The sequence below is a fragment of the Roseobacter insulae genome, assembly GCF_019375555.1.
Classification (GTDB): Bacteria; Pseudomonadota; Alphaproteobacteria; order Rhodobacterales; family Rhodobacteraceae; genus Roseobacter; species Roseobacter insulae.
The window spans coordinates 490,219-507,272 of the sequence record NZ_JAHXDN010000004.1; the positions used below are offsets into that span (position 1 = coordinate 490,219).

At 60.9% G+C, this 17,054-nt stretch carries 16 protein-coding genes; 7 read left to right on the forward strand and 9 right to left on the reverse strand.

What is annotated here, in order from left to right; translation table 11 throughout:
- Positions 1-5 precede the first annotated feature (5 nt).
- From pta to KX928_RS16665, 4 genes are read left to right on the forward strand one after another with little or no spacing between them, the layout of a single operon-like run.
- Entirely contained in the window at positions 6-1,004 is a 999-nt protein-coding gene (gene pta, locus KX928_RS16650; protein WP_219504885.1) for a phosphate acetyltransferase, read from the forward strand.
- Positions 1,005-1,020: 16 nt separating this feature from the next.
- Entirely contained in the window at positions 1,021-3,834 is a 2,814-nt protein-coding gene (locus KX928_RS16655; protein WP_219504887.1) for a molybdopterin oxidoreductase family protein, read from the forward strand.
- Complete coding sequence (locus tag KX928_RS16660) at positions 3,831-4,577, forward strand: 4Fe-4S dicluster domain-containing protein (RefSeq protein WP_219504889.1); 747 nt, start codon at positions 3,831-3,833, stop codon at positions 4,575-4,577. Before KX928_RS16655 ends, KX928_RS16660 begins: the two co-directional genes overlap by 4 nt.
- Positions 4,577-5,449, forward strand: coding sequence for a dimethyl sulfoxide reductase anchor subunit family protein (locus KX928_RS16665; protein ID WP_219504891.1), 873 nt, complete (start codon positions 4,577-4,579; stop codon positions 5,447-5,449). Before KX928_RS16660 ends, KX928_RS16665 begins: the two co-directional genes overlap by 1 nt.
- Here KX928_RS16665 and KX928_RS16670 read toward each other — a convergent pair.
- Together KX928_RS16670 and dapA are read right to left on the reverse strand one after the other, a co-directional pair.
- Complete coding sequence (locus KX928_RS16670; protein ID WP_219504892.1) at positions 5,446-6,609, reverse strand: M20 aminoacylase family protein; 1,164 nt, start codon at positions 6,607-6,609, stop codon at positions 5,446-5,448. The two genes, KX928_RS16665 and KX928_RS16670, sit on opposite strands and share 4 nt — an antisense overlap.
- Before the next feature lie 104 nt (positions 6,610-6,713).
- Positions 6,714-7,589, reverse strand: coding sequence for a 4-hydroxy-tetrahydrodipicolinate synthase (gene dapA, locus KX928_RS16675; protein WP_219504894.1), 876 nt, complete (start codon positions 7,587-7,589; stop codon positions 6,714-6,716).
- 83 nt (positions 7,590-7,672) lie between these two features.
- Here dapA and KX928_RS16680 point away from each other — a divergent pair, with 83 nt between their 5' ends.
- On the forward strand, positions 7,673-9,691 hold the full coding sequence (locus KX928_RS16680; RefSeq protein ID WP_219504896.1) for a lytic transglycosylase domain-containing protein: 2,019 nt from the start codon (positions 7,673-7,675) through the stop codon (positions 9,689-9,691).
- Here KX928_RS16680 and KX928_RS16685 read toward each other — a convergent pair.
- A complete protein-coding gene (locus KX928_RS16685) occupies positions 9,656-10,525 on the reverse strand; it encodes a DMT family transporter (RefSeq protein ID WP_219504898.1) in 870 nt (289 codons plus the stop codon). The two genes, KX928_RS16680 and KX928_RS16685, sit on opposite strands and share 36 nt — an antisense overlap.
- Positions 10,522-11,187 carry a tRNA (5-methylaminomethyl-2-thiouridine)(34)-methyltransferase MnmC2 gene (gene mnmC2 / locus KX928_RS16690; protein WP_219504901.1) on the reverse strand — a complete coding sequence of 222 codons (666 nt, stop codon included), beginning with the start codon at positions 11,185-11,187 and terminating at the stop codon, positions 10,522-10,524. Before mnmC2 ends, KX928_RS16685 begins: the two co-directional genes overlap by 4 nt.
- A gap of 76 nt (positions 11,188-11,263) precedes the next feature.
- Between mnmC2 and KX928_RS16695 the strand changes: the two genes are divergently transcribed.
- On the forward strand, positions 11,264-12,295 hold the full coding sequence (locus KX928_RS16695) for an NAD(P)/FAD-dependent oxidoreductase (protein ID WP_219504904.1): 1,032 nt from the start codon (positions 11,264-11,266) through the stop codon (positions 12,293-12,295).
- Here KX928_RS16695 and KX928_RS16700 read toward each other — a convergent pair.
- Entirely contained in the window at positions 12,292-13,086 is a 795-nt protein-coding gene (locus tag KX928_RS16700) for an HTD2 family dehydratase (protein WP_257883854.1), read from the reverse strand. The genes KX928_RS16695 and KX928_RS16700 overlap by 4 nt on opposite strands.
- Positions 13,087-13,126: 40 nt before the next feature.
- On the opposite strand from KX928_RS16700, the gene KX928_RS16705 reads away from it, so the two are divergent.
- Positions 13,127-13,543 (forward strand): VOC family protein, encoded by a 417-nt coding sequence (locus KX928_RS16705; RefSeq protein ID WP_219504913.1) that lies wholly within the window; start codon positions 13,127-13,129, stop codon positions 13,541-13,543.
- On the opposite strand, the gene KX928_RS16710 is transcribed toward KX928_RS16705, so the two are convergent.
- From KX928_RS16710 to KX928_RS16725, 4 genes are all read right to left on the reverse strand, one after another.
- A complete protein-coding gene (locus KX928_RS16710) occupies positions 13,537-14,082 on the reverse strand; it encodes an NADPH-dependent FMN reductase (RefSeq protein ID WP_219504915.1) in 546 nt (181 codons plus the stop codon). The genes KX928_RS16705 and KX928_RS16710 overlap by 7 nt on opposite strands.
- Positions 14,083-14,195: 113 nt before the next feature.
- Positions 14,196-14,861, reverse strand: a complete 666-nt coding sequence (locus KX928_RS16715; RefSeq protein WP_219504917.1) for a YiaD family glycine zipper/OmpA-like lipoprotein — start codon at positions 14,859-14,861, stop codon at positions 14,196-14,198.
- A gap of 135 nt (positions 14,862-14,996) precedes the next feature.
- A complete protein-coding gene (locus KX928_RS16720) occupies positions 14,997-15,863 on the reverse strand; it encodes a bifunctional helix-turn-helix domain-containing protein/methylated-DNA--[protein]-cysteine S-methyltransferase (RefSeq protein ID WP_219504918.1) in 867 nt (288 codons plus the stop codon).
- Positions 15,864-15,913: 50 nt separating this feature from the next.
- Complete coding sequence (locus KX928_RS16725; protein ID WP_219504920.1) at positions 15,914-16,999, reverse strand: Hint domain-containing protein; 1,086 nt, start codon at positions 16,997-16,999, stop codon at positions 15,914-15,916.
- Positions 17,000-17,054: the final 55 nt, after the last annotated feature.

A 17,054-nucleotide genomic window follows, 5' to 3' on the forward strand; every position in this document is an offset into this window, starting at 1 on the left:
AGGCCATGAGCGTATTGCGCGAACTCTCGAAACGCGCCAGCGCCCGGCCTGCTCACATCGTAATGAGCGAAGGCGGCGATCCCCGGATCGTCGCCGGCGCCCTTGCCGCCGTGACCGCAGGTACCGCCCGCATCACGCTGGTTGGCGCACAAGACGATGTCGCGGCGGCGCTTGTGGCGGCGGGCACATCCAGCCATCCCAACATTGACATTCAGGACCCGGCGACATCGCCGCTGACGGCGGAATTTGCCGAGGCTTACGTCGCGCTGCGCAAGCACAAGGGCGTCACGCATGAGATCGCCGAAACACAGGCGCGCGACCCCCTGGTCTTTGCCGCGATGATGGTGCGTCTGGGCCACGCCGATGGTACTGTTGGCGGCGCTGTGCATACCACCTCCGACACAGTGCGTGCCGCCTTGCAGATTATCGGTAAGGCCAAGGATGCGCCGCTGGTTTCCAGTTTCTTCCTGATGGCGCTGCCGGAAGGCCATCCCTCCGGTCGCGACGCGATGATCTTTGGGGACTGCGGTCTGGTTATTGAGCCGACCGCCGAGGAACTCGCCGCCATCGCCGTGGCCTCCGCCGCCTCCTGCAAGCAACTGCTGGGCGTGGAGCCGAAGGTTGCGCTGCTGTCCTTCTCCACCATGGGATCGGCCAGGCATGCCGCTGTGACCAAGGTGACCGAGGCGGCCGCTCTGCTGAAAGCCAACCACCCGGACCTCAAAGCGGATGGAGAGCTTCAGTTCGACGCCGCCTTCGTGCCCGAGGTTGCCGCGTCCAAGGCCAGGGGTTCAGCCGTTGCGGGTCATGCCAACGTGATGATCTTCCCCAACCTCGACGCTGGCAACATCGGCTACAAGATCGCTCAGCGTATCGGTGGCGCGGATGCCATTGGCCCGACCCTTCAGGGTCTTGCCAAACCTGCCAACGACCTGTCTCGTGGCTGCACCGCGCAGGACGTGACAAACATGATCGCCGTGACCACCCTTCAGGTCGCCCGCTAACTTCAGGAGCTTTTGCATGAACCAGCCCGTTATCGATCTGAGCCCGAAAGTCTCCGACGAGGTTCGCAAAACAACCTGTTACATGTGCGCCTGCCGATGCGGCATCAATGTGCATATGAAAGAAGGCAAGGTCGCCTACATAGAAGGCAACAAGGATCACCCGGTCAATCAGGGCGTTCTCTGCGCCAAGGGCTCGGCGGGCATCATGCAGGTCAACGCCCCTTCACGGCTGCGCGCACCACTGAAACGTGTGGGCCCGCGCGGGTCGGGTGAGTTCGAAGAGATCAGCTGGGACGAAGCGCTGCAGATTGCTACTGACTGGCTGGAACCTGTGCGCCGCGACAATCCCGAAAAGCTCGCGTTTTTCACCGGGCGCGACCAGTCGCAGAGCTTTACGAGCTTCTGGGCGCAAGGGTTCGGCACCCCGAACTACGCGGCACACGGCGGCTTTTGTTCCGTCAACATGGCGGCGGCAGGCATTTACACGATGGGCGGCGCGTTCTGGGAATTCGGCCAGCCCGACTGGGACCACACCAAGCTTTTCATGCTCTTTGGCGTGGCCGAAGATCACGACAGCAACCCGATCAAGATGGGGATCGGCAAGATCAAGGCGCGTGGCGCCCGCGTGATCGGCGTCAACCCGATCCGCACCGGCTACAACGCGGTGGCCGACGATTGGGTCGGCATCACGCCGGGCACCGACGGGTTGTTCATTCTGGCAATGGTCCACTGCCTGATGAAAGCCGGCAAGATCGACCTGCATTACCTCGCGCAATACACCAACGCGCCGGTGCTGGTGATCAACAACCCCGGTCAGGCGGACCACGGGCTGCTGATGCGCGATGAGCACGGCAAGGAACTTGTCGTCGACCGCGCCACCGGCAAGCTCACCCGCTTCGACCAGCCCGGCGTAAAGCCGGATCTCGCTGCCACCTACGAAAAAGACGGCCGGACCCATCGTCCCGTTTTTCACCAGATGGCCGAGATGTATCTGGACGATCAGTATACCCCCGAAGCCGTTGCCGAGCGCTGCGGCATTCCAGCCAAGCGCATTCGCGCGATTGCCGCTGAACTTGCCCGCGTCGCCTTCGAGGAAGCCTTCGAACTCGACCAGAGTTGGACGGATTTCCGGGGCGAAAAACATGATAAGATGATCGGACGCCCGGTCTCCTTCCATTCCATGCGCGGGATCTCGGCCCATGCCAACGGGTTCCAGACATGCCGGGCCCTGCACATGCTGCAGATCATCCTCGGCACGGTGGAGGTGCCGGGCGGCTTCCGCTTCAAACCGCCCTACCCGAAGCCCGCCACGGCACATCCCAAGCCGCATGTTGGCGTCACTCCCGGCGCAGCGCTGAACGGCCCGCACCTGGGTTTCGTACAGGGGCCGGACGATCTGGCCCTGAAGGACGACGGGACGCCTGCACGTATCGACAAGGCGTTTACCTGGGAAAATCCGATGTCCAGCCACGGGCTGATGCATATGGTCATTTCCAATGCCTATGCGGGCGATCCCTACAAGATCGATGTTCTGTTCATGTATATGGCCAACATGTCGTGGAACTCGTCCATGAACACCCGCGGCGTGATCGACATGCTCACCGACAAGGACGACAGCGGAAACTACGTGATCCCCAAGATCATCTATTCGGATGCATACAGTTCCGAGATGGTCGCCTATGCCGACCTGATCCTGCCGGATACCACCTATCTGGAGCGGCACGATTGCATTTCCCTGCTCGATCGTCCGATCTGCGAGGCAGATGCTGCGGCAGATGCCATCCGCTGGCCGGTCATCGAACCTGACCGCGATGTCAAAGGGTTCCAGTCCGCGCTCTGCGATCTCGGTGCAAAACTCAACCTGCCCGGGTTTGTGAACGAGGACGGCAGCCAGAAATACGCCGATTACGGCGATTATATCGTCAATCACGAACGCCGCCCGGGCATTGGGCCGCTTGCGGGTTGGCGGGGGGGCGACGGCACGTCCGTAGGACGTGGCGAGGTCAACCCCAACCAGCTCGAAAAATACATCGAGAACGGCGGGTTCTTTGTCGAACACATCCCCGCCGGGTCAAACTACTATAAACCGTGGAATGCAGCCTATCAGGACTGGGCGGTGGGTATGGGCCTCTATGACAAACCGATGCCCTATCTCTTCTCGCTCTATGTCGAGCCGATGCGGAGATTCCAGCTGGCGGCAGAGGGTCACGGCGACCGGCAACCACCTGACCACCTGCGCGCGCGGATCAGTGAGAAAATGTCGCCCCTGCCGATCTGGTACTCGTCGGAAGAAGAGAACAAGGCGGAAGAGTTTCCCATCACAGCCCTGACGCAACGTCCGATGGCAATGTACCATTCATGGGGATCGCAAAACGCATGGCTGCGGCAACTGCACGGGCACAACCCGCTCTATCTCCCCACCAGACTGATGCGCGAAAATGGCCTTTCGGATGGCGATTGGGCGCGCGTCACCTCACCGCACGGAGAGATCACGGTGCCGGTGCTGGAAATGGCGGCGCTCAATGAAAACACGATCTGGACCTGGAACGCCATCGGCAAGCGCAAAGGCGCCTGGGCGCTGGAGGAAAACGCGCCGGAGGCTACGCGCGGCTTCTTGCTGAACCATCTGATACATGAATTGCTGCCGCCCAAGGGCGACGGCCTCCGCTGGGCCAACTCCGACCCGATCACCGGGCAGGCAGCATGGTTCGACCTCAAGGTCAGAATTGAAAAGGCCGCCCCGGCGACGGAATCGCAACCGGGGTTCGCGCCCATCAAGTCGCCGGTCGGTCACGGCCCCAAAGATCTGACATGGAAGGTCGGCAAATGACAACGCTCCCGGCACAGACCGAAAAGAAACTCGGCCTCGTAATTGATCTCGATACCTGTGTGGGATGCCACGCCTGCGTGATCTCCTGCAAAGGCTGGAACACTGAAAACTACGGCGCACCGCTGTCTGATCAGAACGCCTATGGTGCCGACAATTCCGGCACCTTCCTGAACCGGGTGCACAGCTTCGAGGTGCAGCCGGATGACGGGGCAGCACAGCTTATTCACTTCCCCAAATCCTGCCTGCACTGCGAGGACGCCCCCTGCGTGACCGTCTGCCCCACCGGGGCCAGTTACAAGAGGGTGGAGGATGGCATTGTTCTGGTCAACGAATCCAATTGCATCGGCTGCGGTCTCTGCGCCTGGGCCTGTCCCTACGGCGCACGTGAACTCGATCAGGCCGAAGGCGTGATGAAGAAATGCACGCTCTGTGTTGATCGCATTTACAACGAAAACCTGCCGGAGGAAGACCGCCAGCCCGCCTGCGTGCGTACCTGCCCCGCCGGTGCCCGCCATTTCGGCGATCTTGGCGACGCGACCAGCGACGTCAGCAAGCTTGTCGCCGAACGCGGCGGCATGGACCTGATGCCAGAACAGGGCACCAAGCCCGTGAACCAGTACCTGCCGCCCCGGCCCAAGGACGATATGCCAGAATTCGATGTTCTGGCCCCTTTCCTCGCACCCGTCGCAGAAGAGCCGAAGGGCTTCCTCAGCTGGCTTGACAAGACCCTGGAGAAACTCTGATGCACCCGGCACCTTCCGTTATTTTCTTCACCACCTTCAGCGGCCTGGGCTTCGGGCTCCTGTTCTTTCTGGGCCTTGGATTTCCCGCCGTGACCGGGTGGATGGCATTTGCCTTCTTCGCCATCGCCTACGCCATGGCCGTCGGTGGCCTGCTGGCGTCAACCTTTCACCTCGGGCGCCCCGAACGTGCAATCAAGGCGTTTACGCAATGGCGGTCCAGCTGGCTGAGCCGTGAGGCATGGTGTGCCGTGGGCGCACTTGTCCTCATGGGTCTTTACGCCGCCGGTCTGGTGTTCTTTCAGACCCGGATCGCGTTTCTGGGCGTCTTGGGTGCGGTACTGTCGCTGGCCACGGTCTTCACCACCTCGATGATCTATACCCAGCTCAAGACCATTCCGCGGTGGCACATGACCATCACGCCGGTAAAATTTCTCTCGCTGTCGCTGGCGGGGGGCGCGTTGTTTGCCGGTCAGGTCTCTGTCGCGCTGGTGTTACTGGTTGTCGCGGGTCTGGTGCAGATCTTCACTTGGGTCGAGGGCGACAAGGCGCTTGCGAATTCCGGCACCGATATGGCGACCGCTACGGGACTGGGAACCATCGGCAGCGTGCGGGCCTTTGAACCCCCGCACACGGGAACGAACTATCTCCTGCGTGAATTCGTACATGAGATCGGGCGCAAGCACAGCCAGAAGCTGCGCGCGATTTCATTGCTCCTGATGGTGGTGGTGCCGTTCGTGCTTCTGGTTCTGCCATTTTCACATATCCTGGTTTTGCTGGCGGTAGTCAGCCATGTAGCCGGGGTTTTGACCGCCCGCTGGCTGTTCTTCGCGGAAGCCGAGCACGTGGTTGGCATCTATTACGGCAAACGCTAAAGCGGCAGACGCCTTTCAACGATACGCGCCATGATGGATGCGCCGATCGGCAGGATTTCCTCGCCCAGCACGAAACGCGGGTTATGCAGCGGCACTGTGCCGCTGTGCCCGAGGTCGCAATAAGCGCCCGGCACGACCTTCAACATGTCTGCGAAGTCCTCCGATCCGGTCTCGGGTGAATTTGCCGTCGACGTATTGCCCTTGCCCACGATGTCCGCTGCCGCTTCCATATAGGCCTCCGACAGGTCCGCATCATTGACCAGAACGTCGAACACGTTCCGCAGGTCCAGTTCGACCTGCACCTCATGTGCCTGTGCAAACCCCGCGCAGATGTCCCGCATGCGCGCCGCGGCGATTGCATAGATATCCTCCTTGAAGTAGCGGATGGTGCCTGCAAGATGCGCCTTTTCCGGCACCACGTTATAGGCATTCCCGGCGTGGATCTGGGTCACCGACAGAACACAGGTTTCCAGTGGATCGATATTGCGGCTGAGGATCGTGTTCAACTGATTGGCAAGCGTCGTTGCGACCATCAGGGCATCACGCCCCTCGTGCGGCATGGCCGCATGGCTGCCAAGACCCTGAATGTGAATATCGAAAAACGCGGCACCCGCCAAAGCCGGGCCTTTGCAAATACCCACGGTGCCCGGGCGACCGGTCGGGTAGTTGTGCATGCCGTAGATTTCATCGCAGGGGAAGCGCTCGAACAGGCCGTCCGCGATCATCCTTCTGGCACCGCCGAGACCTTCTTCGGCGGGCTGAAAGATCAAAGCCGCCGTTCCGTCGAAATCGCGCGTGGCCGCCAGATGTTTGGCCGCGCCCAGCAACATCGTTGTGTGTCCATCGTGCCCGCAGGCGTGCATCACGCCGACGTTTTGGGATCGGTGGTCCAAGCCGCTGTTCTCAACGATGGGCAGCGCATCCATATCCGCGCGCAGGCCGACGCGGCGGTTGCCCTGCCCCCTGCCACGGATCAGCGCCACGACACCGGTTTCGGCGAGGCCCGAATGAAGCTCATCCACGCCATACCGTGCCAGCAATTCGGCCACGATACGGCTCGTCCGCTGTTCTTGAAATCCGATCTCGGGATGCGCATGAAAGTCACGAAAGATCGATTCCAGCTCGCCGGTGCTGTCTGCAATGATCGGTAGAATGTTCATAATCGCTCCCTTACAACGCAAAACCGTGTCTGCGGCCATGGGCTGTCATGACGTCCTCGCGTGCAATTGAAAGGGCGGGCGGAGATCCCCTCCGCCCGATCCGGTCAATTTGTCAGGCCGGCATGGCGCAGGCCATCATCGACAAGGCCACGTGTCGCATCGGAGAGGCTGGTCAGCGGCAGCCGCACTTCATCCGAGCACAGATCGAGGCGCGACATCGCGTATTTCACGCCGACCAAACCCGGTTCGGTAAAGATCGCCTTGTGCAGGGGCATCAGACGGTCCTGAATGCTCAGTGCCTTGGCGTAATCACCAGCAAGGCAGGCGGCCTGCATCTCGCTCAGCAGTTTCGGGGCCACGTTGGCGGTCACCGAAATACAGCCGACACCACCTTGCGCATTGAACCCATGGGCCGTCGCGTCCTCGCCCGAGAGCTGAACGAAATCGGGCCCGCAAGTCAGCCGCTGGTCACTCACCCGCGCCAAATCGCCCGTGGCATCCTTGACACCGACAATCCGCGGCAGTTTCGCCAGTTCGCCCATCGTCGCCGGTGACATGTCCACGACAGACCTGCCGGGAATATTGTAGATGATGATGGGAAGCGCACAGCAGTCATGCAAAGCGGTGAAATGCGCGATCAATCCGGTTTGCGTTGGCTTATTGTAATAGGGCGTTACAACAAGTACGGCGTCGGCACCCACCTTCTCCGCGTGGCGGGCAAGGCGCATGGCTTCGATCGTGTTGTTGGAACCCGCGCCCGCGATTACAGGCAGTCGCCCGGCTGCAGCCTTGACAACCTCTTCCACCACCGTTTCGTGTTCCCGGTGGGTCAGTGTCGGGCTTTCCCCGGTGGTACCGACCGGTACCAGACCGTTGCTCCCTTCGCCGATATGCCACTCGACCAGCTTCTTAAGTGTCTCAAGATCCAGCTCGCCGTTCCTGAACGGCGTGACGAGGGCAGGCATTGAGCCTTTGAACATGTGCACGCTCCTTTTTCCATTTTGGCCGGCAAATGGCCTGAGATTAACCACATTTCAGCAGGATCGTGATTTGATACGCGACCATGAAGCTGTATGTAACAGAGGCTCTAGCCCTCAAACGCTGGGAATTGCAAGTGATCAGACGCTGGCTGACGATACTGATTGTGATTTTTGGGACCGCCACGCCAGCACTGGCAGAGCGACCCCGCCCGCTCGCATGGGCGATGGATGCCATGCGCGATGGCGATTGGCAAACGGCGGCCAAGATTGCCGCGCGTGATGGTGATGTCGCCGCCGATGTGATCGAATGGTCCCGCCTGCGCGCCGGGAAGGGGTCGTACGAGGAAGTCATCTCTTTCCTGCAACGGCGCCCGGACTGGCCCGGCGAACGGTATCTGCGCAAGCAGTCCGAACGGGTGGTGATCGCTCAAAACGATTCCGCCGTGCTGGCGTTTTTCGCCGATACACCCGCGCAGACACCCGAAGGCGTCTTGCGGCATGCCGTGGCGCTCTCCCGCAGCGGCGCGGAGGATCGGGCCGAAGCAACCGTACTTGCTGCGTGGAAATCAATGCCGATGGGCGCAACCGCCCAGGCCTTGTTTCTGGCAAATCACCAAGAGCTGCTGAAAGACCATCATGCCGAACGTCTGGACGCGATGCTGTGGGCGGGGGCCTTTGAGAATGCGCGTCGCCTCTATGATCTCGTGCCTGCCGCGGATGTGGCCGTGGCCAAGGCGCGCATTGCTCTGCGGGGCCGCGCGAAAGGTGTCGACACACTGATCGCCCTCGTGCCCAAAAGCCATGCGAACGCGCCCGGCCTGCAATACGAAAGGTTCGTCTGGCGCGCGCGCAAAGGCCGCGCGGAGGATGCGATGAGCTTGCTGCAGGCAACCTCGACGAGTGCGGCGGCGCTGGGTAATCCCGAAGCCTGGGCAAACCGCCGCCGTGCCATCGCCCGCCAGGAGATGCGCGAGGGCAACGCCGAACGCGCTTACGAAATCGCGTCACGGCATTTTCTGACGTCGGGGTCGAACTATGCAGATCTTGAGTGGCTGTCGGGGTATATAGCGCTTCGCAAGCTGAAAGAGCCCGAAACCGCCCTTCAGCACTTCCGGAACCATGGTGCGGCGGTGCGGTCTCCCATATCCAAAGGGCGTTCCGGTTACTGGCAGGGGCGCGCCCTGGAAGCGATGGGCGATGTCGCGGCAGCCGATCAGGCCTATGCAGACGCCGCTCAATATCCAACGTCCTTTTACGGGCTTCTGGCCGCAGACCGTGCAGACCTGCCGTTTGATGAGGCCCAGATCACCCGCTCCGTCGACGTGGATTGGCGGGACGCTCCCTTGTCCAAAAAACCGGTTTTCGTCGCAGGCCTGCTCTTGCAAGCATCAGGCGAGCTGGATCTGGCTGAACGCTTCTGGACCCATCTCGCAGAGAGCTTGGATTACGAGGAGGCGGCCCTTCTGGCCGAGGCGGCCCTTGATACCGATCAGCCGCATTTGGCCGTCATGATCGGGAAACGCACGGCCAGGCGTGCCGTAGTGGTTCCGCGCGGTTACTATGCGCTGCATCCGGTTGCTGAGCAAAACCTGCCCATGGCGGCTGAAATGGTTCTGGCCATCGCGCGCCGTGAAAGCGAATTCGACCCGGGTGTACAAAGCGGCGTCGGCGCGCGCGGTCTGATGCAGATCATGCCGGCAACTGGGCGGGAGGTCGCGGCGCTTCTCGGGCGGAAGGGTGAACACAGTACGGAGCGTCTCATTTCCGATCCCGAATACAATGCGCAACTGGGCGCGGCCTATCTGTCGAGACTGGCCTCGCGCTTTCGCGGTAACGTCGTGATGATGTCTGCAGGCTATAACGCGGGGCCAAGCCGCCCTGATCGGTGGATGCTGAAATACGGTGACCCGCGCAAAGGCGAAGTGGACATGGTCGACTGGATCGAACACATTCCGTTCCGCGAAACGCGCAACTACGTGATGCGCGTTGCCGAAAGCCTGCCCGTCTACCGCGCCAGATTGGGTAAACCGGCCATGCCGGTGCCATTTATCGACGAGCTGACGGGGTCAACCTTGCTGGCGTTCGCGCCAAAGGGTGAATAGGCCCGCCGCCACGATAATCGCCACGCCAAGGGCCACATTCGGCCGGATCGTCTCTCCGAAAAGCGCGATGCCGATCGCTGCCGCGAACACCAGTTGAAAATATGCGAAGGGCTGCACTGCGCTGGCTTCGGCGGCCTCGTAACAGCGGATCAGCAACCAGTGGCCGGTGACCCCGGTCACACAAAGCGTTGCCATCCACATCCAATCCACGCCGGTCATCGGTTCCCAGTACCAAATGCCGATCACGGTCATCATGATGGCACCGGCAACACCGGTCCAGAAAAAGCTGGTTGCGGTATTGTCCTGGCGCGCAACGTAGCGTGTGAGCAAGGCATAGAGCGCGAACATCATGGCAGCGATCAAGGGCACAGTGGCGAAAGGATCGAAGACTGACATGCCGGGCTGCAGGATGATGATAACCCCAACCAACCCGACCGCAATCGCGGCCCACCTGCGCCACCCCACGCTCTCGCCCAGAACCGGCCCTGAAAGCGCTGCCACCAGCAGCGGATAACAGGCGAAGACAGCATGGCTTTCAACCAGTCCCAATAGCGTGAACCCCGTCACCATCACGCAGACTTCAAGTGCCAGCAACACACCCCGAAACGCCTGCAGCACGGGTTGTCTCGTATGTGCGGCAGCACGGATGCTGCCCGCATTGCGCTGCGCGATGACGATGACAAATGCAGCAAAAAACCAATAACGCACCATCACAACCAGATAGACATTGTACTCCGCCGCCAGATGCCGCGAGATGCCATCCTGCAGCGCAAAGACAATAGTCGTCAGCAACATCAGGATGACGCCCAGACGCACATTATTCGATTGTGTCATCCTTGCAGAACTCCAACCGACATATGCCTCTTGCGGCCGAAACCCTTGACCCGCTCGACGCTGAATCCGGCGTCCGACAGGCTGCGCCGCACGAACCCCGCGGCGGTATATGTTGCGAACGTCCCGCATTCGACGGTGTGAATCGCTACCTCGCGCATCAGATCGGCGGACCAAAGCTCGGGGTTTTTGGCGGGCGAAAAGCCGTCAAGGTACCAGGCGTCGGCGCGGCCAGCCCAGTCAGGCAAGGTAACACGGGCATCGCCTGTTATGACCTCGAGCACAACGTCATCAGACAGCTCGAAACGACCCCCACCCGGCCGCCAGAGACGCGTCAGTGTGGCGGCACCATCAGCCAGCTGTTCAAAAGGCGCCAGCGCCCTGCCGATCTCCGCCGCCGACATCGGGTAGGCCTCGAAGCTGGTGAACCGGAACCGACCCGGCACATCTGCATCCCTCCACGCGCTCCAGGTCGCCAGAAAGTTCAGCCCGGTGCCGAACCCGAGCTCTGCCACATGAAAGCCGTCGCGGAACCGGTCAGGCAGGTTGTTGCCCTGCAAGAATACGTGACGCGTTTCATCCAGACCGTTCTCAAGGCTGAAATAGGGATCATCAAAACGATCAGAAACCGGGACGCCGTTCTTGCCCCACGTCACGTCTGCCATCTGGTTCTGCACGGCCTGGCCTTGTAAGGGTAGCTGGAATTCATCGCGACACTGGTGGACAGCACGAGGATTGGCAATGGCAGATGTGACCGTTCGCGGTGCAGGAATTTTCGGGCTGTCCATTGCCTGGGTTTGCGTACAGCGCGGTGCGCGGGTGCAGCTGATTGACCCTTGTGGCCCCGCTGCAGGCAGCAGCGGTGGCATCGTCGGCGCTTTGGCCCCACATGTTCCCGAAAACTGGAATGCAAAAAAGGCTTTTCAACTGGACAGCCTTTTGATGGCGGGCGCTTTTTGGCGGGATGTCGAAGCAGCAGGTGGCAAACGCACCGGTTATACGCGGTCTGGCAGACTACAGCCCATAGCGGATGAACCGGCCCTTTCGCTGGCGCACCGCCGGGCGGAGACGGCCACCGAACTGTGGCAAGACAAGGCAAGCTGGGTGGTGGAGCCGGTCTCCGGTCATTCCTGGGTGCCGCATTCACCCACCGGCTGGATCGTGCGCGACACGCTGAGCGCGCATCTGCACCCACGAAACGCCTGCATGGCCCTCGTGGCCGCATTGGACGCCCATGGCGTCACGGTCCAGTCACATGGCGAAAGCCGTGGGCCCGTTGTATGGGCAACAGGCGTGTCCGGTCTGACCGATTTGAATGCGGTGCGCAGCCGCAGCGTCGGCACTGGGGTCAAAGGACAGGCAGCATTGCTGCAATATGACGCGCGGCACGCTCCGCAATTGTTCGCAGATACAGTGCATGTGATCCCGCATCTGGACGGCACCGTGGCCATAGGGTCAACTTCCGAACGGGAGTATGACAGCCCGCATGAAACGGACACACAGCTGGACATCATCATCGCGAAAGCACGGGACGCTGTCCCCGTGTTGCGCGATGCGAAGGTCGTGCAGCGGTGGGCCGGGGTGCGCCCACGCGCACGCAGCCGCGCCCCGATGTTAGGCGCATGGCCGGACCGCCCGGGACATTTCATTGCCAACGGCGGGTTTAAGATTGGCTTTGGCATGGCGCCGAAAGTCGCGGAAGTCATGGCCGACCTGCTCTTGGAAGGTCGCAATCACATTCCGGCCGGATTTGACGTCGAAGCATCGCTCTAAAGCGGCGTCGCGGTCGCGGTCATACACTGTCGCCCGTCAGGCGCACGGACCCACAGCGCGTGCCCTCGCTGACACAACTCTGCGGTCTCCCAGTGCATCAGGGGTGCCGTCGCACGGAATTCGAACGCCTTGAGCCTGCCAAGCAGGCGTTGCGCCATCAACATCAGATATTGCGCGAGCAACGGGCCATGAACCACCAGCCCTGAATACCCCTCGACGTTTCGGGCATAGTCCTCGTCGTAATGGATCCGGTGACCATTGAAGGTAAGCGCCGAATAGCGAAACAGCAGCGTTGTATCAAAGGCGGTTTTCTGCAGGTTATCCTCGTCGGTGCGCGCGATGGCAGGCTGAGGTGCCGGCGCGTTGGGATCAGAGTCTTCACGGTAAATGAGGTCCTGAAATTCGGTCAGACAAAGCGTTGCATCCTGATAGATATCGTGGCGCAGCGTCACCAAACCCAGAGCACCGGAGCGCCCCGATTTTTCCTCCGACGCGGTGCAAACGGACCGCCTATCCGCGCTGAAACCCAGGCGCAACGGCTGATGAAACAGCATGCGCCCGCCTGCCCACATGCGCCGTGGCAAACCCATATCAGGGATCAATCCCCCGGTTTTCGGATGGCCATCACGGCCCAGATGATCGGGAGGATGCGGGGTCCAGAAATAGAGCTGATGAAAAAACGGCGGCAACTCATCGCCCACTGCCAAATCGGCAGATGCGCCCAATGTTGCCTGCAAGGCCTGCGCGCGGGCGGGATCCAACGGATCGCTTTGACTAAATGGCGTGGGCATTGCATCTTTCATCATTGAAAAGCTAGCAAGGAAAAACGACGTGCACCAATCGGAAATTCAATGCCGCGTGCGCGCCCTGGATCATTTGGTCCTGACGGTTGCAAGCATCCCCGAAACGGTTCGCTTTTACACGCAGGTTCTGGGCATGCGTGGTGAGCAGTTCGAGGCGACTGACGGCACGCGCAGGTGGTCGCTGCTTTTCGGCCAAAGCAAGATCAACCTGCATCAGAAGGGACGGGAATTTGATCCGAAAGCCGCCCACGCTCATCCCGGCACCGCAGATATCTGCCTGCTGACCGACGCGCCTCTGGAGGCGTGGATTGTGCATCTCACAACCCACCAGGTGGAGATCGAGGAGGGCCCGGTACAGCGGACCGGCGCCAGGGGGCCGATTACATCACTATACCTGCGGGATCCGGACAAGAACCTGATCGAAGTCTCCGTACCGGCCTACTGACGCTCAATTTCCGTGCGCAGCGCCTGCATAAGCGCCGCGAGCTCACGCAGGTAGACCTCGCCGGTCAAGTGCCCGGCATCGTCAAACTGATTGTTGCAATCGGCAAGGTGGATTTCCGGGCCCTGCAGGACGCGCGGTCGGAAGGGCACCATGAAACCGCGCAGCACCATTTGCGCTCGCTCGCCACCTGCACGGCCTGCAGCAGCGGACATTACGGCCACGGGCTTGCCGTTCCACGGATTGTTTTTCACGCGGCTGACCCAGTCGAGGGCGTTTTTCAGGACCCCGGACGGCCCCTTGTTGTATTCGGGTGTCGATATCATCACGGCATCTGCGGTTTCGATCATCTCTGCTAGTGTCTGAACCACATCGGGCACGCCGGTTTCCGCCTCGTCATCACCATCGTAAAGGGGCAGGTTCAGATCACCGAGATCAAAGTCACAGTCTCCGAACAACCGCGCAGCTTCGCGCAACAGCTGCATGTTTGCAGACGCTCGGCGCAGGGACCCGGACAAACCGAGGAGTGTGTAGTTAGCCATTATTCCAGTTCTTTCCTAGCTGTGTCCGCATTTATCCTGATGCTGCCGCGCCAAAAAACAAGAGCCCCGGAAAGTTTCCGGGGCTTTGCGATCGATCAACCGATGTACTGCGATCACGCGTTGGGCAGGATGACGATTTCAACGCGCCGGTTCTGGGCCTTGCCCTGAGCGCTCAGGTTGCTGGCCACCGGCTGGTTTTCACCGCGGCCAAAGGTACGGATGCGGGCGCTTGAAACACCGGCGTTACGCAGGACGTTGCCAACGGCGTTGGCACGGCGTTCAGACAATTGCTGGTTATACGCTGCATCGCCATCGCTGTCGGTGTGACCCACAACCTGAATCGTGGACTCGGGGTATTGCTGCAGGTTGCCCGCCACCGTGTAGAGGTCGTTTTGCAAGTCCGGGCGCACGGCAAAGCTGTCGGTGGCGAACAGGATGTCCTGCGGCAGGCTGACGATCAGGCGATCGCCGGTATTGGTTATCGTGACGTCATCGTTGCCGAGCTGGTTGCGCAGGTCCGCTTCCTGCCGGTCCAGCGAATAGCCGATGCCCGCACCAATGGCGCTGCCGACAAGTGCGCCGACAATGGCCCCGTCGCCCCGGTTGCCGTCGCCCTTGGACAACGCGCCGAGGGCCGCACCGGCACCAGCGCCGATCAAAGCGCCCCGTTGTGCTTTGGGATTGCTTGAATTTGCGCCGATTTGGCTTGGGTCGGTGCAGGCCGAAAGAACCAGCGCGCCCGACAGCGCGAGAATAATCGGAGTTTTAACGAATGTCATAGTGTACTGCCTTCGATGGTTACGGCCCCGTTCGGGCGAGGCGTCTTTGTGTGAACGCGTTATATATGGCGTGCGTTCCACCACAAACCAAGGGGAAATATCCATCGGCGACAACCTGCCGGCCACACAATATGATCAACTTTCCGCGCGCACGGCCTCATAGGCAAGCATCGCACGTTTCATTGGCAGGCCCCAATGGTACCCTCCCAAACCGCCCGACTTGCGCAGGGCACGGTGACAGGGGATGAGCCAACTGATCGGATTGCGGCCCACCGCGGTGCCCACCGCACGCACCGCGCGCGGCGCTCCAATGGCCTGCGCGATCTCGGAATAGGTAGTGACCTGACCGGAGGGAATGCTCAACAGGGCCTCCCAGACCTTGATCTGGAAGGGCGCGCCGATCAGGAACAGCGGGGCTTTGTCCAGCGACCCGTCGCCCGCACCGAATGCCTGCAAGACCCAAGGCCGCAACATCATCGGATCCTCGACAAATTCAGCATCGGGCCAGCGGCTCAGAAGATCCTGCAGAGTGGCCTCTTCGCCCATTTCCGCGGCGAAGCCGATGCCGCAAATCCCCTTGTCCGTGCCCATGACGACCGCCGGACCGAAGGGGCTTTCGAACCAGCCCCAAAAAATCTTGAGGCCCTTGCCACCGCGGGCGAACTCACCGGGGCTCATGGCTTCCCACCGCACAAAGAGATCATGTAAACGGCCACTTCCCGACAGACCCAGAGCATGCGACGCCTCCAAGGTCGTGAATCTGTCCCGCAGCAGGGTTTTAGCGTGACCAAGTGTCAGATACTGCTGATACCGTTTCGGCGAGACACCGACCCAGCGCGAAAAAACCCGCTGGAAATGCGCGGTACTCATGCCCATTTCCGCGGCGATATGGTCGAGCGACAAAGGATCTTGCGCCTCGTCAATGAGATCGATCGCGCGGCGCACCACGCGGTAGTGATACGCGGTTTCAGTGTCATCGGGGAGGGTCTGATGCTGTGTCATGCCGACAATTTAGGAAATCATCAGGCATAGTGCGACCCGGAACCTGCGGATTAGGCGTGACGTCTGGTCTTAAGGTAGGCGACGGGTAAGGATCTCTTGCGGATGGGTTCGATCAGCAGACCGGCCTCCTTTCGTGATACGCACTGGCGCGCGGTTCGCATGCCGGAGAAGGTCTCGCCCAGGGCGTCCTGCAGGCGGGTCGCATCTTCGGCGCTCAACCGGCGCAGACATTCGCGTCCGGGAAACAGGGTCTCGACCCATGCCCCCTGCGCGAGAATGATCTGATGCTGCGCGCAGGCGATGTGGGTCACGGAATAAACAGATGCAGGATCGATCTGTCGGGCATGACCTGAATCCAACCAGGCCTTCGCCGGCGCCAGCACCTCGTTTGAGAAAAACAGCGCCTCCGCCTTGGCCGAGGCAATCAGCACGCGGTGATCGCCGGTCACATGCAGGTCATGCGCGGGGCCTTTTGCGCCCAGCGACCCCGCCGGGATGCATAGCGGTCGGGCATCCGGGTTTTGTCTGAAATACCCCGGGGGCAGCTTCGTGCGGCCGATCCACCGGATCGGTTGGTACCCGTGATCCCGGGTCAACACCATATCCGATGTCTCCAGCCATTCGACGGGCATTTCGCCGTTCTCGGTCTGAATCATGGTGCCCGGACCAAAACACGGCACGCTGTTTGCTTCGTACTGGCTGTAGGACAGACGCGTATCGTCACCGTCGGGTCCCCCCAGCGCATTATCGATGTCGCGCCCGCCAGCATAGCTGTAGGTGACGCCGGGCTGCAACGGTTCAGAGGGAACGTAGCCGACGTTCTGACCACCGATTTCTATGCGGTCGATCGTGACGTACGATCCGTCGGGCGCCCGCAAAATGGCAAATTGCTCACCATAGATCAAACCGGACGAAATTGGCGCGCCATCAGGGGCGGTTACAACGCCCGTTTGATTGGAGTCTTCACCGACTTCATTGTTTTTCTCGTCACCATCCAGAAAGTTATCGTCATCGGTCACTTCAAAGCGCACCCTGTCGGTCCCGAAATTGTAGTCCGGGTCCAGCATGAAAGTGCCTGTGCCGGGGTCATACACAAGGGCGTTCGGCGAATAGCCGTAAAACACGCTCGTCGGCATTGAAGTCTCCTCACGTCATAAAACGCGCTCTTGCTCTCATAAAGATGTGAAGATT

What these genes read in the sequence shown, in the direction of transcription:
- KX928_RS16655 (WP_219504887.1), top strand. Translation starts at nt 1,021, where the DNA reads ATGAACCAGCCCGTTATCGATCTGAGCCCGAAAGTCTCCGACGAGGTT.
- dapA (WP_219504894.1), bottom strand. Translation starts at nt 7,589, where the DNA reads ATGTTCAAAGGCTCAATGCCTGCCCTCGTCACGCCGTTCAGGAACGGC.
- KX928_RS16715 (WP_219504917.1), bottom strand. Translation starts at nt 14,861, where the DNA reads ATGACATTCGTTAAAACTCCGATTATTCTCGCGCTGTCGGGCGCGCTG.
- KX928_RS16665 (WP_219504891.1), top strand. Translation starts at nt 4,577, where the DNA reads ATGCACCCGGCACCTTCCGTTATTTTCTTCACCACCTTCAGCGGCCTG.
- KX928_RS16670 (WP_219504892.1), bottom strand. Translation starts at nt 6,609, where the DNA reads ATGAACATTCTACCGATCATTGCAGACAGCACCGGCGAGCTGGAATCG.
- KX928_RS16710 (WP_219504915.1), bottom strand. Translation starts at nt 14,082, where the DNA reads ATGGCTAACTACACACTCCTCGGTTTGTCCGGGTCCCTGCGCCGAGCG.
- mnmC2 (WP_219504901.1), bottom strand. Translation starts at nt 11,187, where the DNA reads ATGGCAGACGTGACGTGGGGCAAGAACGGCGTCCCGGTTTCTGATCGT.
- KX928_RS16695 (WP_219504904.1), top strand. Translation starts at nt 11,264, where the DNA reads ATGGCAGATGTGACCGTTCGCGGTGCAGGAATTTTCGGGCTGTCCATT.
- pta (WP_219504885.1), top strand. Translation starts at nt 6, where the DNA reads ATGAGCGTATTGCGCGAACTCTCGAAACGCGCCAGCGCCCGGCCTGCT.
- KX928_RS16685 (WP_219504898.1), bottom strand. Translation starts at nt 10,525, where the DNA reads ATGACACAATCGAATAATGTGCGTCTGGGCGTCATCCTGATGTTGCTG.
- KX928_RS16680 (WP_219504896.1), top strand. Translation starts at nt 7,673, where the DNA reads ATGAAGCTGTATGTAACAGAGGCTCTAGCCCTCAAACGCTGGGAATTG.
- KX928_RS16720 (WP_219504918.1), bottom strand. Translation starts at nt 15,863, where the DNA reads ATGACACAGCATCAGACCCTCCCCGATGACACTGAAACCGCGTATCAC.
- KX928_RS16660 (WP_219504889.1), top strand. Translation starts at nt 3,831, where the DNA reads ATGACAACGCTCCCGGCACAGACCGAAAAGAAACTCGGCCTCGTAATT.
- KX928_RS16700 (WP_257883854.1), bottom strand. Translation starts at nt 13,086, where the DNA reads ATGCCCACGCCATTTAGTCAAAGCGATCCGTTGGATCCCGCCCGCGCG.
- KX928_RS16725 (WP_219504920.1), bottom strand. Translation starts at nt 16,999, where the DNA reads ATGCCGACGAGCGTGTTTTACGGCTATTCGCCGAACGCCCTTGTGTAT.